Here is a 14,942-nt window from a genome sequence, read left to right as displayed (position 1 = left end):
AGTGAGGAATACGATGAGATTTGGAGTAGATACCTTTATCTGGAGTGAAGTGTTTTCAGAGAAGGATTTGTGGGTCATCACCAAGGCGGAGGAGCTGGGCTTTTCTACCATCGATATCGCCATTGCCCATCCGGAAACCTTTCCTACTGCTTTGGTAAAGGCAGAGCTGGCAAAGACGAAGCTGGAGGTTGTCACAACAACGACTCTGGACGCAAAGACGAATTTGATTTCTCCGGATGAGGCAATCCGTAAAAACGGGGTGGAGGCTCTCAAAAGACTGGTGGATATCAACAAAGAATTAGGCAGTACCATCCTCGGCGGTGTGAATTATGCCGGCTGGGGCTGTCTGAGCGGGAAACCGAAGACGGATGAGGAATGGAACCATTCTGTGGAAGCGATGCGTGAAGCTGCCCGGTATGCGAAGGAAACACATCCGCAGCTGCGAATATGCGTGGAGCCGGTGAATCGCTTTGAAACCCACTTCATCAATACTGCAAAGGAGGGCGTACGCTATTGCAAGGCGGTTGGCACCGGAAACATGGCAGTGCATCTGGACTGCTTCCACATGATCCGCGAGGAGACCAGCTATAGGGAAGCGGCCGAAGTGTGTGGAAAAGCGTATCTGGGCTATGTGCATGTATGTGAAAACAACCGCGGTATCCCGGGAACGGGACTGGTACCGTGGGAGGAATTCTTCACAGCATTACATGACATCGGATATGAGGGACCCTGTGTCATTGAATCCTTTGATCCAAGCTTTGAAGAACTGAATGCGAACTGTGCCATATGGCGTAAATTTGCGGATACCGGAGAAGAGCTGGCTGTACAGGGATTAGCCAATTTAAAGCGTATTGCCGCCGGGCTGGGCGTATAAACAGCAGACATATTAAGGAGGATATATAGAAAATGTTAGTGAACATGAAAGAAATCTTGAAGGAAGCAGAAGAAAAGGGGTATGCCATCGGCTGTATCAACACACCGAATATGGAAACACTGCGTGCGGTTGTGGATGCGGCTGAGGAGCTGAATGTGCCGATCATTATCGACCATGCGCAGGTACATGATCCACTGATTCCCATGGAAAGCATTGGTCCAAAGATGGTGGAGTATGCAAAGCAGGCAAAGGTGCCGGTATGTGTGCATCTGGATCATGGCAGTGATTACAGCTTCGTCATGCGTGCGATCCGCTGTGGCTTTTCCAGCATCATGTATGATCTGAGTGCGCTGCCGTTTGAAGAAAACATGGCAAAGCTGAAGGAATTTACGAAAATTGCTCATGATTTAAACATCACAGTGGAAGCTGAATTGGGTATTATGACTAGCACGGAAGAAGACTCTCATGGAGGAAGCATTGGCTGGACACATGAAAGCATCAAAAAGACCTTCACCGACCCACAGCAGGCAGCGGAATTTGCGAGAGAAACCGGTGTGGATGCACTGGCGGTGTGCTTTGGAACAGCGCATGGCATCTATGCGGAACCGCCGCTACTGGATATCGAGAGAGTGAAGGCAATCCGTGCTGCAATGCCGAAGGAAACGCGCGTGGTCATGCATGGAGGCAGCGGAGTAGACGAAGAGCAGGTACGTGCAGCGATCACAGCAGGTTGTTCCAAGGTCAACTATTACAGCTACATGGCAACAGCCGCAAGCAGGCATATCCAGGAATACCTGAACGAACGGGATGGAAAAGCCTTCTGGCATGAGGTGGAAGAGGAAAGCTACCGCTTTATGAAAGAATATGCAAAGGGAGTACTGACTGTATTCAAAAACGGAAAGTAGCACCGGGGGTGAGGAATCGTTATGAACGAAGTAAATTTATCGAAGGTTTTGATCAGGGATACCGTTCTGCTGGATGTCGAGCCGTTTACGGATAAGGAAACCATGTTTGAAACACTGGCCGCAAAATTCGAGGCAGCCGGTATCGTGACAGATGCAAAGCAATATATCAAAGCGCTGGAGGAAAGGGAAACCCTGGGTTCCACCTATATGGGAAACATGATTGCACTGCCGCATGGCAAATGCGATGCTGTAGTAAAACCGGGGATAGGCTTCTGCCGCTGCAAGCAGACATTCCGCTATTGCTCCCATGATGAGGAGGGCGATGTACGCTATGTCTTCATGCTGGCGATTGCCGCTAATCAAAGCTCAGATCAGTATCTGCGGGTGCTTGCCACACTGGCCGGGCTGTTGACGCATGAAGAATTTATCGAAGTACTGGAGCATGCACAAAGCTATGAAGAAATCATTCAGGCTATCAATACCCTGCAATCGAATTGTGCGTAAGGAACACAATGGGAACGGAAAGGAAGGTGAATTTTATGAAAATTGTTGCAATTACATCCTGTGCAACCGGCATCGCTCATACGTATATGGCCGCAGAGGCTATTAAAAAGGAATGCAAAAAGAAGGGGTATGCGTGCAAGGTGGAGATGCAGGGAGCTTTAGGGATTGAAAACAAGCTCTCGGAAAAGGATATCAAGACGGCAGACCTGATCGTTTTTGCCAATGACGTGGGAATCAGTAAGGCAGAACGCTTTGACGCTTATAAGGATAAGATTGTCAGACATACACCGCATCAGGTGATTCAGAAGCCGGATATCATTTTCGAAACACTGAAATAATTCATACAGTATGTTATTTAGGAGGACGAAAAAAGTCATGAAAGAAAAACTTAGTGAAATAAAAGGGGCACTGTTGACAGGTGTTAGCTATATGCTGCCATTCGTTATCGCCGGAGGAATACTGATTGCTCTGGGCTTCGCCATTGGCGGTTATGACATTCCCAATTCCGTGGAAGAATATGGGAACTTCGCTTCAACCATCTTCTGGTTAGGAAAAAAGGCATTTGCCTTAATGGTGCCGGTTCTGGGTGCCTATGTCGCCTATTCCATTGCGGATAAGCCCGGTATTGCTGTCGGTATGGTCGGCGGTGCACTTGCGGATATGCAGGGGTCCGGCTTCCTTGGTGCCCTGATTGCAGGTATCATTGCCGGTTACCTTGTGAATCTGTTAAAGAAAATCAATCTGCCGATGGCATTGAAATCACTGCTGCCAACACTGATTATTCCAATCATCGGGGTAGGGGCAATCGGTTTGATCATGGTATACGTTATTGGTACACCGCTATCCGCATTAACAACGGCTTTAACCGATATGCTGAACTCTCTGGGAACCGGAAATCTTGTCCTGCTGGGTATCATCCAGGGCTGTATGCTTGCCTTTGATATGGGTGGTCCCTGCAATAAGGTTGCCTATGCCTTCGCGCTTGCTGCTATGGATGCCGGAAACTACATGCCGATGGCAGCGAACTTTATCGGCAGTATGGCACCTCCGCTGGCAATCGCGGTTGCGGCACTGGTCGCAAAAAACAAATTTACAAAGGAGGAACGTGCAGCGGTACCCGGTCTGTTTGCCGGAGCATTCGGTATGATCACCGAATTCGCCATTCCGTTTGCGGCCGCAAATCCACTGACGGTGATTCCTTCTCTGATGGCAGGCTCCGCAGTAGGCTGTGCATTATCCTATGTATTCGGATTGACCATGCGTGCACCGCATGGCGGCTTGTTTGTACTGTTCGCATTGAATAACGCACTTCTGTTTATTGTAGCACTTCTGATTGCCGGCGCAGTCAGTGCAGCTTTACTGATCCTGCTGCGTAAGCCTGCAGTAGAAGCTGAAGAATAGGAAAGGACACAGGACTATGGCAAAACTATTTGATATCATGGGGAATTTCCCCTTTAAAGTAGAGGATAAGAAACCGACGCTGATTCGCAAGAGCGAGTATTCCACAGCGCTGTATCCACCCAACAATGCATTTACCTCTGACAATACCTTTACGATGGTTACGACGGATACCTTCATGCTCGGTATCTATGAGCTGGGTCCGGGCGGTGTCTTTGCACCGCTGGATATCCATCCCGGTGATGAATCCTATTACATCCTGAACGGTCCGGTCGTACAGCGAAGCGGAAACGGACAGTTTGCTTATCTGGAAACTGGAGAAGGGCTGTTCATGCCGGAGGGTGCATGGCACTGCTGTCACAATTTCTCCGATCAGAAGGCAAGGATCCTGTATTTCATCACACCGAAGGCATGGAGTGAGTCGATTCCGCCTGCTGTGATTCCAAGCGATGAGGAAACGAAGTTCTATAAGGGACCAAACAACGATACACTTCCGGATATGCGTGGAAGGATTCAGGATATCTCCCGTCAGGGCTGTACGGATGATATCGGTGCATGGCCGGTAGATCCCAAAGAAGCAAGAGAAACCGGTGCGGTCTATGCGGTCCGGGATTTTGAAAAGCTGAACAATGTGCATGGAACCAAGCATCCGATGCTGATGCGTTTCATCACCAGCAATGATTACGGTCACTTTGGGGAATTCATACTGCCGGCAGGCGGCTATGGACCAAGATGCTCCGATCCGGATATTCATGAAGGGGATGCGGCACTGTATTGTGTAGAGGGCCCGGTAACAGTCAATCTGGTCGATCTGGAGGAAAGCTTCGTACTGGAGCCGGAGGATACCTTCTTTATCCCGTCAGGAGTGAAGTATCAGCTGGTGAACTTTGAAAATCATCCGGTAAAAACGGTTTTCGCAATCACGAAGCTGTAGCTGGCAGGGAAGGCCGTGAGTGAATCGCTTGCGGCTTTTCTTCCTATCCGGCAGAGGAGCAAAGGATAGGATATATTGAGATAAACGGATGTTACTTGCGGGCAACTCGCAGGGAGGAAAGGAGCACTTATGAAGCTGGTAATCGGATGTGATGAGGCGGCATACCGCCTGAAGGAAGCAATGAAGGAAACTATCATACAGCTGGGGCATGAGGTGAAGGATATCGGGGTCTATCATGAAGCGCCGTCCCTGTATCCGGACATTGCGCAAAAGCTGTGCGCATGTATCACGGATGGAAGCTGTGAACGCGGTATCCTGCTGTGCGGGACCGGTATCGGTATGGCGATCACTGCCAATAAGATTCCCGGTATCCGTGCGGCGGTCGGACATGATCTGTTCTCTGTGGAGCGCAGCATCAAATCCAATGACTGTCAGGTGCTGTGCATGGGAGCAAGAGTCATAGCAGCGCAATATGCAAGGCTGCTGGTGGAACGCTGGCTGGAATGCAGCTTTGCCGGCGGTGCCAGTGCTGAAAAGGTGGCACGTATCATGGAAATCGAACAGGAATACAGAAGATAAGGAGGTGCAGGGAATGCAGAGAATCATCAATAATCCCAACATGGTCGTAGAGGATATGCTGAAGGGATTTGCGAAATGTCATCGGGATATCATCCATGTGGATGAAGAAAATCCCAGAGTCGTCATCAGCAATTCCTTCAATAAACAGAAAAAGGTGGGTATCGTAACCGGAGGAGGGAGCGGACATAAACCGGCCTTCATCGGCTACTGCGGAGAACATATGGCAGATGCGGTCGCTGTGGGGGAAATCTTTTCCTCACCGACAGCCAAGAGCTTCTATGACAGTATCCGTGCGGTGGATCAGGGCATGGGAGTGGCAGTGCTGTATGGCAATTATGCCGGAGATAATATGAACGTGAAGATGGCGATGGAGCTTGCAGAGGATGATGACATCGAGGTAAGAACCGTAGTGGCGAATGACGATGTGGCAAGTGCGCCGAAGGAAGACATCACCAAGCGAAGAGGTGTGGCGGGGGAAATCTTTCTATGGAAGGTCGGCGGAGCGAAAGCGGCACAGGGAGCTGATCTGGATGCGGTCATCTCTGCCGCACAAAAGGCAATCGAGAATACAAGAAGCGTGGGTGTCGGACTGGGACCGTGTACAATACCGGCAAACGGAAAGCCGAACTTCCAGATCGAGCCGGGAACGATGGAGTTTGGAATCGGACATCACGGAGAGCCGGGCGTATGTGTAAAACCGCTGGGGTCCGCGAAGCAGATGGCACAGGAGATGGTGGATATGGTCATCCGCGATGTACCGTTTCAAAGCGGGGATGAGGTGGCGGTACTGGTGAGCGGTCTGGGGGCAACGCCTGTCATGGAGCAGTATATCTTCTATCATGAGGTGGAGGAGCTGTTACAGCAGGCAGGTATCCGGGTATACCGTTCGTATGTGGGGAACTATTTCACGTCACTGGAGATGAATGGTGTAACGCTGACGATGATGAAGCTGGATGAAGAATTGAAAGAATGTCTGGATATGGATTGTGCATGTGTGGGACTGACACAGGTGAGGAGACCGTGATGGAATATATCCGAAATGAGAAGAATGTGAAGATAGCGGAAGCGATATGTGAAGCGATCCACGAGAATGCAGCATATCTGAGTGAGATCGACGGTGCAATCGGAGACGGGGATCACGGAGTCAATATGAACAAGGGGTTTCTGATGGCGAGGGAGCGGCTTCGTGCGGATATGAGCTTTTCCGAGAGCATGAAGACGATCTCGCGGACGCTGGTGATGGATATCGGAGGAAGCATGGGTCCGATCTACGGAACGATGTTTTCAAGAATTGCAAGAGCGTGCAAACAGGAAGAGAAGCTCACAAAGGAGGTATTCCTAAAAGCCCTGCAGGATGCCTTACAGGGACTGCAGGAGCTGGCAGGGGCAAAGGAAGGCGATAAAACACTGATCGACACCCTTGCACCGGCGATAAGGGCATATGAGCAGGCGATGCAGGAAAGCAGAAGCTATGCGGCATGTCTGTGTGCGCTGCAGGAGGGAGCCGAGGCAGGCAGGGAACACACAAAGGAGCTTGTGGCAAAGATTGGAAGAGCAGCAAGACTGGGAGAGCGAAGCCGCGGTTATCTGGATGCGGGAGCGACGAGCTGCTGTATCATTCTAACGACGATGGCGCATCAGATGTGCACGGATATCCTAGAGAAATAGCAGCGGGAAAGATGCAGAATCACGTTATGTGAGGTCTGTATCTTTTTCTTTGCATAGCAATGAAAGCAGCGCAAACGGATTATCGGATTTGCATGAAGAAGACAGGGATGTTATCATATGACTGTGGAACATCGCCATAGCAAAGGCTGTCTGTATACATGGATAGGAAGGAAAATGACTGATTTAGCAGCTCTGCATTCGTTCTGATGGCATATGTCATGCCTGCGATTCTGCCGTTACGGAGAATGACGGCAAACAGCGCTTTCTGAATAGGCGGTAAGATAAAGGAGAATGGAAAATAATGATACAGCATATGGATCAAATAGCAGAGGAATTTATATCGCAGGACACGCATGGACTCATTACAAAAGCAATTGGTGCAGCCGCAGGCAGCGAACGGCTGTATGTGAACATTGATCGAATTCCGCCGGAAAGCTTCAGCACAAAGTATCACAGCCATTCCCAGCAGGAGGAGTTCTTTCTTGTTCTATCCGGAAATGGGACTGTGCGGCTGAATGATAAAAGCTGTCCTGTTACAAAGGGTGATTTTTTCGCAAAGCCCTCCGGACAGAATATTGCGCATTCCATATACAATTTTGGCGATACCGATTTGATACTACTTGACATAGGGACGGTAGAGCAGGAGGATACCTGTTATTATCCTGATGAAGATATGTATCTTTTGAAGTCAAACGGGCAGCGAAGAATCATAAGCGGATCTGATTTTAACAAGGAATGGACAACAGAACCCAATGCGGATGAATCAGGGACATTGTAAAAGCTCATCGTTTACACCCTATGCAATAACGGATGAATCATGGAGCGTTATGTATTGTATTTGTGAAACCGTCTCATTGCATGCAGAAAGAAAACGTATTATGCTTAGTGCAGGAGGTGGCAACCATGGCAAATGAAGACAAAAAGGATTTCAACGCTATGCTGCATGACAGCAAGGATATGCCAAAGATGAAAATCATTACAGATACCGAAAGCATTAAAAAGTACGGAGGCAGTCGTATGTATTTTGCACCGCCTATCGACTATGACACGCTTATGCGCAGAGTACCCTTCGGCAAGGTGACAACTGTCGGGGAGCTTCGTGATTATTTCGCACGAGTGAGTCATGCGGATTTTACGGAGCCGATCACTGCCGGTATTTTCGTTTCCATTGCGGCATGGGCAAGTGTTCAGCGAAGGGATGATCCAACCCCCTACTGGAGAACGCTGAAGGCTAACGGAGAGCTGAATGCCAAATATCCCGGAGGTGTGAGTGCGCAGAAGGAAAAACTGGAGGCGGAGGGCCATACGGTAATTTGCAGGGGAAGAAAAAATATCCGTTATTTTGTAAAGGATTATGAAAATGCTCTCTTTGATTTCACACAAGGCGAGCAGGCTTCCTGATACTTATAGGAAGGATATGCGCTAACAGCAGCAGGGATGGACAAGAGGATGATTTTCACGGACAGCAGGTAAGGCATGTATTGGATCTGCTGTCTTTTTTTTGCTCTGTGCAGGGAAAAAGCGCTGTAAACAAGTGCGTTTCAGCTATGCTTGTCCGCTGCTTCCACATCTTCATCCTTGTACTATATGGTATAAGCTTAAAACCATGTGGATTAGACCACTTGGACCATGGTATAAACCATAAGAATAAGCGGTTTCATAAAAAAATATCACAAGACTGCAACAGCAATCACAAATTGTGTTAAAAAATAAAAAGTGGAAATAATGCGATAAATAAAGGGTTATTTGCTTTTTTCAGAGATTGTCTGCGGCGTTTGAACAGAAAAAATTAGAAATTTAGAAAGAAAACGCTTGCATTATTTAAAGGGGTGTTGTATCATATGAGTGTACCAAGTGGTATAGACCACTAGAAAGGGGTAAAACTCATGACAAATATCTTACTTGTATGCTCTGCAGGAATGTCAACCAGTATGATGGTTAAGAAAATGCAGGAAGCAGCGGCAGAGAAAAAAATCGAAGCAGAAATATGGGCTGTCGGTGATGCGGATGCTGTCAACAATGTAGAAAAAATGGACGTTATGCTTCTGGGACCTCAGGTTCGTTTCCTGGAATCCAAAATGAAGGCGATTGCAGGAGGAAAACCGGTTGCAGTCATCGACATGCAGGCATACGGCACCATGAACGGAGCGAAGGTTCTGGAACAGGCGTTAAAGCTTCTTGGGATGTAAAATCCCTCACAATGGCATTGTCACTATCGGTAACAGGTGGCTCCTTTTACCGGACAGTGTAAAATAATTCATTTTTAGGAGGAGAAAGAAAAATGGAAAAATTCACAGCGTGGATGGAGAAACATTTTGTGCCGATTGCGGCGAAAATCGGTTCTCAGAAACATCTGGTAGCGATTCGTGATGGATTCATCGGTATCATGCCAATTACCATGGCAGGTGCTGTCGCTACATTATTAAACGTATTCTTCCGTGATCTGCCAAACAATTATCTGCCGGACTGGCATATTGCAGAAACATTCCAGTGGCTGATTGGAATCAACGGAAATGTATGGTGGGGAACACTGGCAATGCTGGCCATTGCATTTGCATTTTCCTTCGGTTACCATCTGGCTAAGGCCTATGATGTGAACCCGCTTGCTGGAGGTCTTGTTGCACTGGCTTCCTTCGTTACGATCTTAGCACAGAGCGCTACCTTCAACTATCAGCTTCCTGATGTTGCAGTTGATGCACTGAACACATTAAAGAGTGCAGGACTGGATGTTGCGTTGAATGACACGAAAGATGCTATATTACTGAATAATGCTACCGGCTGGGGCTTCCTGCCATATGCTTGGACAAACTCCGGTGGTCTGTTCTCTGCATTGATTATCGGTCTGGTTTCTGTTATCATTTATGCGAAACTGATGATTAAGAAAGTTACCATCAAGCTGCCTGAGCAGGTACCACCAGCAGTATCCAAAGCATTCGCTGCAATTATTCCGGGTACCATCGCTATCTACACTGCAGGTATCATTCAGTTCTTATGTACAGAATTCTTAGGAAACGGTCTGCCTGAGCTGATCAACCAGTATCTGCAGATTCCATTCCAGAACCTGTCACAGGGTCTTGGCGCTATCATCATTCTTGTATTTGCTGTACAGGTATTCTGGTTCTTCGGTCTGCACGGACCAAACGTACTGGCTCCAATTCTGGACGGTGGATATATTCCATTGCTGAACGACAATACAAACATCTACAATACTGCTATGGCTGCAGGAAAATCACTGAATGATGTTGTTGACCAAATGTTCGTATGGACACGTGGTTCCTTCGATGCCTTTGTATGGATGGGTGGCTCCGGATGTACCATTGCACTGCTGATTGCCATCATGATCTTCTCCAAGAGAGACGATGCAAGAGCAGTAGCAAAACTGAGTCTGCCAATGGGCTGCTTCAACATCAACGAACCGGTTATCTTCGGTCTGCCAATCGTATTAAACCCTATCTACTTTATTCCTTGGCTGATTACACCGGTTATTCTGGCAACAATCGCTTATCTTGCAACAGCTTCCGGACTGATCCCACCGGTATTCATCACAGTACCTTGGGTAGTTCCACCAGTAATCTATGCAATCCTGGCAACAGGTGGTAGTCTGATGGCCGGAGTTATCGCCGCAATCAACCTGGTTGTAGCAGTGCTCTGCTGGATTCCGTTTGTTATCGTTGCAAACAGAATGAACAACGTAGAAGAATAAAAACTATAGCAACAAAAGTAAATAGAAAGGGAAGAGGATATTTACTCTTCCCTTGCTTACTATAAGGAGGACAATATGGAAGGTTTAGAACTGATCTGTTTTGAAATTATCTCTAGCGTGGGAATGGCACGTTCACTTTACATCGAAGCCATTCAGGAAGCGAAAGCCGGAAATTTCGAGCAGGCACAGGAGCTTATCAAGCAGGGGGATGAATCCTTCACCGAGGGACACCATTCCCATGCAAAGCTGATTCAGCAGGAAGCCGGCGGGGAAGCCACACAGATGACGCTGCTGCTGACACATGCTGAGGATCAGCTGATGAGTGCGGAGGCATTTAAAATCCTGTCTCAGGAATTCATGGATTTATATAAGGAAATCAAAAAGTAATTAAAAATAAGGGAAACAAGAGGTGAACAGAATGATATACATCAGTTGCGGATTAAATCAGGAATTTATTATTGATCTGCTGGAGAAGACAACGGAGGAAGGCGTCAGCTTCAAATATGAGGGAAAAACGGGAATCAAGCTTGCATTTCACGTAAACACAGAGGATCTTGACAAGGCATGTGCAATCGCCAAGAAAACCATCAAGGCTACACCAATCGGTAGCGTAATGTACTTTCAGGTAACTACAAAATAAAAAAGCGAACAACATAGGAAAAAGGTGATATTTATGACACGCTGGGGCTTATTTGCTGTAACAATCGGCTGCATCATCATGATGTATTCTCAAACTTATAATGACTTTTCACAAAAAATATTGTATTGTATTTGTGGTGTCACTGTTTTATGTCTGGGAGCCTTTATGGTATACAAGGACAAAAAGAACGTTAAAAAGAAATAAAAGGAGAAGCACATGATCAAAGTAGAAGAAAAATTGTATGTGAATGCGGATGTTTTTTTCGATAAAATCGCAGAGTCAATTGCATACGATATCACAGCATCAACGGGTAAGAATATTCGACCGAAGCAGATTCACAAAGGGTTTTCCTACACGAAGGATATGAAAAACAAGATGAAGCGTGAAGGAAAGGTCAAGGTCACGATTACGGATTTTGAAGCTCCGCGGAATTACAAGGCGAAATTCGAAAGCAGTCAGGGTATCAATACAATTTCCTATGAAATTGAACAGCTGGATGAAGATCATATCGGTGTAACGTATATGGAAGATTTTTCCGGAGCCAGCGGAGCGAAGAGCGTGAATTTTAAAATCATGTCCTTCTTCTATAACCGCGGGGCAAAAAAGAAGGCAGTTAAGCTGCTGCGTAACATGGAAAGCTACATTCAGAACGAAGCAAAAGAGAAGTCAGAAGCAACCGAATCGTAATAGTATTGGCTGCTTGTCAAAGGAGGAGCTAATCATGGCTAGATTAGGAATTTCTCTTTATCCGGAGCATTCAACTCTGGAGAAAGATAAAGCATATGTGACACTTGCCGCAAAATACGGATTCAAACGAATCTTTACCTGCCTGCTGAGTGTAGATAAGGAACGCGAGGAAATCCTTGCGGAATTCAGAGAATTGATCGACCACGCACATTCCTATGGAATGGAAGTCATCCTGGATGTTGCGCCGTTTGTATTTGAGAAGCTGCATGTTTCTTATGATGATCTGTCATTTTTCGCAGAGATGCATGCCGACGGTATTCGTCTGGATGAAGGATTTGATTCATTGAAGGAAGCTTTGATGACCTATAATCCACAAAATTTGAAAATCGAAATCAACGCAAGTCTGGGTACGAAATATCTGGACAATATTATGAGCCATTATCCAAAGCTGGAAAATATCATCACCTGTCATAACTTTTATCCGCAGCGCTACAGCGGAATCAGCTATGAGCATTTTGAAAAATGCAGTCAGGACATTAAGGATTTGAATATTAAAGTCGCTGCCTTCGTATCCTCTCAGGAAGAGGGAACCTATGGCCCATGGCCGGTGAATGAGGGTCTGTGTACTTTGGAAATACACCGTGACCTGCCAATCGATGTGCAGGCAAGACATTTGTTTGCCACAAGACTGGTGGATGATGTCATCATCGCAAATGCTTATGCGAGTGAGGAAGAGCTCTCTACGCTTTCAAAAATTGATCCCGGTAAGCTTACCTTTAAGATTGATTTTGAAGCGGATCTTCACCCGACAGAAGAAAAGATCCTTTACGAGCACCCGCATTTTGTTCGTGGAGATATGAGCGAGTATATGGCGAGAAGCACCATGCCGCGTGTTACCTACGCTAAAGAAAGCGTTCCGCCAAAGAATACAAGAGATTTAAAACGTGGTGATGTCGTCATTGTAAATGATGAATATTCCCGTTATAAAGGAGAATTGCATATTGTGTTGAAGGATATGCCGAATGATGGAAGAAAAAATGTCATCGGTCATATACCGGAGGATGAGAACATGCTGCTGGATTATATCAAACCATGGAAATCCTTCGGCTTCATGCGCTAGTATCAGGAAAGAGGTGAAACTATGGCAACTCCTATCTATCGGAAAATCAAAGACCTAATTATGCAGGAAATTGAAGATAAGACTGCCAATTCACCTATTGATTCAGAACGTGACATGGCGGTTCGCTTCGATGCGAGCCGTATGACTGTGCGTAAAGCAATCGATGAGCTTGTTGAGGAGGGTTTCCTCTACCGCGATAAAAACAAGGGAACCTTTGTCGCAGACCGCAAGCTGCTGAAGAAGAATACAGCTGCGGAAATGCTGCAGGAAGAAATCAGCGAGTTCATCGTCATGTATTTTAATGTAAAGGATGCCGCAGACATTGCACCGATACTGGAAATCGATCAGGATGATCAGGTGTTGAGCGTTGTTCGGCTGAATACCGTCAATTCCAAGCCGACCAGCGTTGAGGAGATCTTCTTTATTCGAAACCAGATATCCGATGCAGATATGAAAAATCTGAAAAATCTGCTGGATATGAACGATTATGTAAAAAACGGACGTGTTACGCAAAAGTTCATACCCATGCTGGTTCCGGTTCAGTTTGCGAATCTGCTGAAAATCAAGATGAACACTCCCATCATCCGTGTGGAGTCAGTAATCAGTAGTATGAGCGGGAAACCGCTCGTTTATGTCCGTGCTTATAATAACCCTTTCGAAAATGTGATAGAAATTACCTTATAATATGATGAGACGCACCCGGTAGCCCAGCCGGGTGTTTTTTATACACGGATTCGTATATGGAATATGTGATGGGAGTATGACGCAGCATCTGCAAATAAAGCTGTCTTCTGTAACCGATTACAAATGTTAATTGACGTCTACCTTTAAGCGCATTAAAATAGGAAGTGATAAAACATAATACGCCGTAATGCCTGATGAGTAAGGAAGGAGGTATTGGATCGAAACAGCATAGGAGAGTATGCGATAGCAATCGGATATACAAAGGGAAGTATCCGATGTGTTACCTATAACGGTGATGGCTGTCAGTGGAATGATTGAAAAATCAGTAGCTCATAACCCGGAGTGGATCACCGGTTTGGGCGTAGGTATTCATTTACTTATACTTTATGAAATACGTACAAAACAGCAGCTTTTGCTGTTTTTTTGTGCATTATACGACCATATTGCCTAAAAAACAAGCTATACATAAATGTATACTATTTGAGATAGCGAGAGGGAAAGAGCATGACAAAGATTATGATAGCTGAGGATCAGCAGTTAATTCGCGAGAGCCTGAAAATCATTCTGGACTCTATCGAGGGGTTTGCAGTGACTACTGTTGTAGGAAATGGGGAAGAGGTATTGCAGCATCTGGAGATAAAGCGTGTTGATATGATCCTGATGGATATTCGTATGCCGGTTATGGACGGTGTGGAATGCACACGTATCGTGAAAGAGAAATATCCGAATGTCCGTGTTCTGATTTTAACAACCTTTGTTGATGATGAATATGTAATGAAGGCACTTGCCTATGGTGCCAACGGTTATATCCTCAAAGGGGTTTCACTCGGTGAGCTGAAATATGCCATCGAAACCACAATGGAGGGCGGCAGTGTTCTGAATCCGTATGTCGGTGCAAAAATGATTCATATGATGCATACTGAAAAAGGGCTGAAGATGGAGAACCAGGACCATAAGCGCGTGAATCAGTGTGTAAGGAAGCTGAGTGCACGGGAGTGGGATATCATCAATGCCATAGCAAAGGGGATGTCCAATCGTGAAATCGCTGAAAAGATGATTTTTACAGAGGGAACGATACGAAATTATCTAAGTATCATTCTGGAGAAGCTGCAGCTCAGAGATCGTACGCAGCTGGCGATATGGTATCTTCAAAGCGGGGCAAAACTGCGGCATGCCTGCTGATATGGGAGGATCCACGCAGGAATTAGCTACAAAGAGTTTAACGAATGTCAATGTAAGTGATTAC

At 46.4% G+C, this 14,942-nt stretch carries 19 protein-coding genes; all 19 read left to right on the top strand.

The genetic code is table 11. The features are described 5' to 3' along the window. Window positions 1-13: 13 nt before the first annotated feature. Window positions 14-874, top strand: coding sequence for a sugar phosphate isomerase/epimerase family protein (locus tag ACG3M1_RS18170; protein ID WP_054344189.1), 861 nt, complete (start codon window positions 14-16; stop codon window positions 872-874). Window positions 875-906: 32 nt separating this feature from the next. Further along, entirely contained in the window at window positions 907-1,779 is an 873-nt protein-coding gene (locus ACG3M1_RS18165) for a class II fructose-bisphosphate aldolase (protein WP_008818784.1), read from the top strand. Window positions 1,780-1,800: 21 nt separating this feature from the next. Continuing rightward, window positions 1,801-2,283: a PTS sugar transporter subunit IIA gene (locus ACG3M1_RS18160; protein ID WP_002607644.1), complete on the top strand. Its 483-nt coding sequence runs from the start codon at window positions 1,801-1,803 to the stop codon at window positions 2,281-2,283. 35 nt (window positions 2,284-2,318) lie between these two features. Next, window positions 2,319-2,621 carry a PTS fructose transporter subunit IIB gene (locus ACG3M1_RS18155; RefSeq protein ID WP_035303171.1) on the top strand — a complete coding sequence of 101 codons (303 nt, stop codon included), beginning with the start codon at window positions 2,319-2,321 and terminating at the stop codon, window positions 2,619-2,621. Window positions 2,622-2,658: 37 nt separating this feature from the next. Then, window positions 2,659-3,684, top strand: a complete 1,026-nt coding sequence (locus tag ACG3M1_RS18150; RefSeq protein ID WP_008818785.1) for a PTS fructose transporter subunit IIC — start codon at window positions 2,659-2,661, stop codon at window positions 3,682-3,684. A gap of 16 nt (window positions 3,685-3,700) precedes the next feature. After that, window positions 3,701-4,615, top strand: coding sequence for a cupin domain-containing protein (locus ACG3M1_RS18145; RefSeq protein ID WP_161129425.1), 915 nt, complete (start codon window positions 3,701-3,703; stop codon window positions 4,613-4,615). A gap of 129 nt (window positions 4,616-4,744) precedes the next feature. Next, window positions 4,745-5,194: an RpiB/LacA/LacB family sugar-phosphate isomerase gene (locus tag ACG3M1_RS18140; RefSeq protein ID WP_008818787.1), complete on the top strand. Its 450-nt coding sequence runs from the start codon at window positions 4,745-4,747 to the stop codon at window positions 5,192-5,194. A 13-nt stretch (window positions 5,195-5,207) separates the two neighbouring features. After that, on the top strand, window positions 5,208-6,218 hold the full coding sequence (locus tag ACG3M1_RS18135; protein WP_100933701.1) for a dihydroxyacetone kinase subunit DhaK: 1,011 nt from the start codon (window positions 5,208-5,210) through the stop codon (window positions 6,216-6,218). Next, the gene (gene dhaL / locus ACG3M1_RS18130) at window positions 6,218-6,862 is read left to right on the top strand and encodes a dihydroxyacetone kinase subunit DhaL (RefSeq protein ID WP_395814387.1); all 645 of its coding nucleotides are present in this window, start codon (window positions 6,218-6,220) and stop codon (window positions 6,860-6,862) included. The genes ACG3M1_RS18135 and dhaL overlap by 1 nt, the downstream gene beginning before the upstream one ends. A 301-nt stretch (window positions 6,863-7,163) precedes the next feature. Next, window positions 7,164-7,640 carry a cupin domain-containing protein gene (locus tag ACG3M1_RS18125; protein ID WP_009587719.1) on the top strand — a complete coding sequence of 159 codons (477 nt, stop codon included), beginning with the start codon at window positions 7,164-7,166 and terminating at the stop codon, window positions 7,638-7,640. 125 nt (window positions 7,641-7,765) lie between these two features. After that, window positions 7,766-8,263 carry an MGMT family protein gene (locus ACG3M1_RS18120; RefSeq protein ID WP_009270948.1) on the top strand — a complete coding sequence of 166 codons (498 nt, stop codon included), beginning with the start codon at window positions 7,766-7,768 and terminating at the stop codon, window positions 8,261-8,263. A 485-nt stretch (window positions 8,264-8,748) separates the two neighbouring features. Beyond that, on the top strand, window positions 8,749-9,051 hold the full coding sequence (locus ACG3M1_RS18115) for a PTS sugar transporter subunit IIB (RefSeq protein ID WP_008818792.1): 303 nt from the start codon (window positions 8,749-8,751) through the stop codon (window positions 9,049-9,051). A 92-nt stretch (window positions 9,052-9,143) separates the two neighbouring features. Further along, entirely contained in the window at window positions 9,144-10,565 is a 1,422-nt protein-coding gene (locus ACG3M1_RS18110) for a PTS sugar transporter subunit IIC (RefSeq protein WP_002607634.1), read from the top strand. A gap of 75 nt (window positions 10,566-10,640) precedes the next feature. Next, window positions 10,641-10,952 (top strand): PTS lactose/cellobiose transporter subunit IIA, encoded by a 312-nt coding sequence (locus ACG3M1_RS18105; RefSeq protein ID WP_009587753.1) that lies wholly within the window; start codon window positions 10,641-10,643, stop codon window positions 10,950-10,952. 31 nt (window positions 10,953-10,983) lie between these two features. After that, the gene (locus ACG3M1_RS18100; protein WP_008818795.1) at window positions 10,984-11,205 is read left to right on the top strand and encodes a hypothetical protein; all 222 of its coding nucleotides are present in this window, start codon (window positions 10,984-10,986) and stop codon (window positions 11,203-11,205) included. Between the two features lie 216 nt (window positions 11,206-11,421). Then, complete coding sequence (locus tag ACG3M1_RS18095) at window positions 11,422-11,892, top strand: DUF3284 domain-containing protein (protein ID WP_021421149.1); 471 nt, start codon at window positions 11,422-11,424, stop codon at window positions 11,890-11,892. A gap of 34 nt (window positions 11,893-11,926) precedes the next feature. Then, window positions 11,927-13,012, top strand: a complete 1,086-nt coding sequence (locus ACG3M1_RS18090; RefSeq protein ID WP_009587680.1) for a DUF871 domain-containing protein — start codon at window positions 11,927-11,929, stop codon at window positions 13,010-13,012. Window positions 13,013-13,033: 21 nt separating this feature from the next. Continuing rightward, window positions 13,034-13,696 carry a GntR family transcriptional regulator gene (locus ACG3M1_RS18085; RefSeq protein WP_021421150.1) on the top strand — a complete coding sequence of 221 codons (663 nt, stop codon included), beginning with the start codon at window positions 13,034-13,036 and terminating at the stop codon, window positions 13,694-13,696. A gap of 504 nt (window positions 13,697-14,200) precedes the next feature. Continuing rightward, complete coding sequence (locus ACG3M1_RS18080; protein WP_008818800.1) at window positions 14,201-14,878, top strand: response regulator transcription factor; 678 nt, start codon at window positions 14,201-14,203, stop codon at window positions 14,876-14,878. Window positions 14,879-14,942 lie beyond the last annotated feature (64 nt).

The sequence above is a fragment of the Clostridium sp. 10cd* genome, from assembly GCF_044336395.1.
In the GTDB taxonomy this organism is placed as follows: domain Bacteria; phylum Bacillota_I; class Bacilli_A; order Erysipelotrichales; family Erysipelotrichaceae; genus Clostridium_AQ; species Clostridium_AQ innocuum.
The sequence above is the reverse complement of the archived record's forward strand: the minus strand, read 5'-3'. Positions and strand labels throughout refer to the sequence as shown.

Bases quoted from the DNA above. Each gene is read 5' to 3' on its own strand.
- ACG3M1_RS18100 (WP_008818795.1), top strand. From the start codon at position 10,984: ATGATATACATCAGTTGCGGATTAAATCAGGAATTTATTATTGATCTG.
- ACG3M1_RS18095 (WP_021421149.1), top strand. From the start codon at position 11,422: ATGATCAAAGTAGAAGAAAAATTGTATGTGAATGCGGATGTTTTTTTC.
- ACG3M1_RS18160 (WP_002607644.1), top strand. From the start codon at position 1,801: ATGAACGAAGTAAATTTATCGAAGGTTTTGATCAGGGATACCGTTCTG.
- ACG3M1_RS18140 (WP_008818787.1), top strand. From the start codon at position 4,745: ATGAAGCTGGTAATCGGATGTGATGAGGCGGCATACCGCCTGAAGGAA.
- ACG3M1_RS18115 (WP_008818792.1), top strand. From the start codon at position 8,749: ATGACAAATATCTTACTTGTATGCTCTGCAGGAATGTCAACCAGTATG.
- ACG3M1_RS18145 (WP_161129425.1), top strand. From the start codon at position 3,701: ATGGCAAAACTATTTGATATCATGGGGAATTTCCCCTTTAAAGTAGAG.
- ACG3M1_RS18135 (WP_100933701.1), top strand. From the start codon at position 5,208: ATGCAGAGAATCATCAATAATCCCAACATGGTCGTAGAGGATATGCTG.
- ACG3M1_RS18155 (WP_035303171.1), top strand. From the start codon at position 2,319: ATGAAAATTGTTGCAATTACATCCTGTGCAACCGGCATCGCTCATACG.
- ACG3M1_RS18170 (WP_054344189.1), top strand. From the start codon at position 14: ATGAGATTTGGAGTAGATACCTTTATCTGGAGTGAAGTGTTTTCAGAG.
- ACG3M1_RS18125 (WP_009587719.1), top strand. From the start codon at position 7,164: ATGATACAGCATATGGATCAAATAGCAGAGGAATTTATATCGCAGGAC.
- ACG3M1_RS18105 (WP_009587753.1), top strand. From the start codon at position 10,641: ATGGAAGGTTTAGAACTGATCTGTTTTGAAATTATCTCTAGCGTGGGA.
- ACG3M1_RS18090 (WP_009587680.1), top strand. From the start codon at position 11,927: ATGGCTAGATTAGGAATTTCTCTTTATCCGGAGCATTCAACTCTGGAG.
- ACG3M1_RS18120 (WP_009270948.1), top strand. From the start codon at position 7,766: ATGGCAAATGAAGACAAAAAGGATTTCAACGCTATGCTGCATGACAGC.
- ACG3M1_RS18085 (WP_021421150.1), top strand. From the start codon at position 13,034: ATGGCAACTCCTATCTATCGGAAAATCAAAGACCTAATTATGCAGGAA.
- ACG3M1_RS18165 (WP_008818784.1), top strand. From the start codon at position 907: ATGTTAGTGAACATGAAAGAAATCTTGAAGGAAGCAGAAGAAAAGGGG.
- dhaL (WP_395814387.1), top strand. From the start codon at position 6,218: ATGGAATATATCCGAAATGAGAAGAATGTGAAGATAGCGGAAGCGATA.
- ACG3M1_RS18110 (WP_002607634.1), top strand. From the start codon at position 9,144: ATGGAAAAATTCACAGCGTGGATGGAGAAACATTTTGTGCCGATTGCG.
- ACG3M1_RS18150 (WP_008818785.1), top strand. From the start codon at position 2,659: ATGAAAGAAAAACTTAGTGAAATAAAAGGGGCACTGTTGACAGGTGTT.
- ACG3M1_RS18080 (WP_008818800.1), top strand. From the start codon at position 14,201: ATGACAAAGATTATGATAGCTGAGGATCAGCAGTTAATTCGCGAGAGC.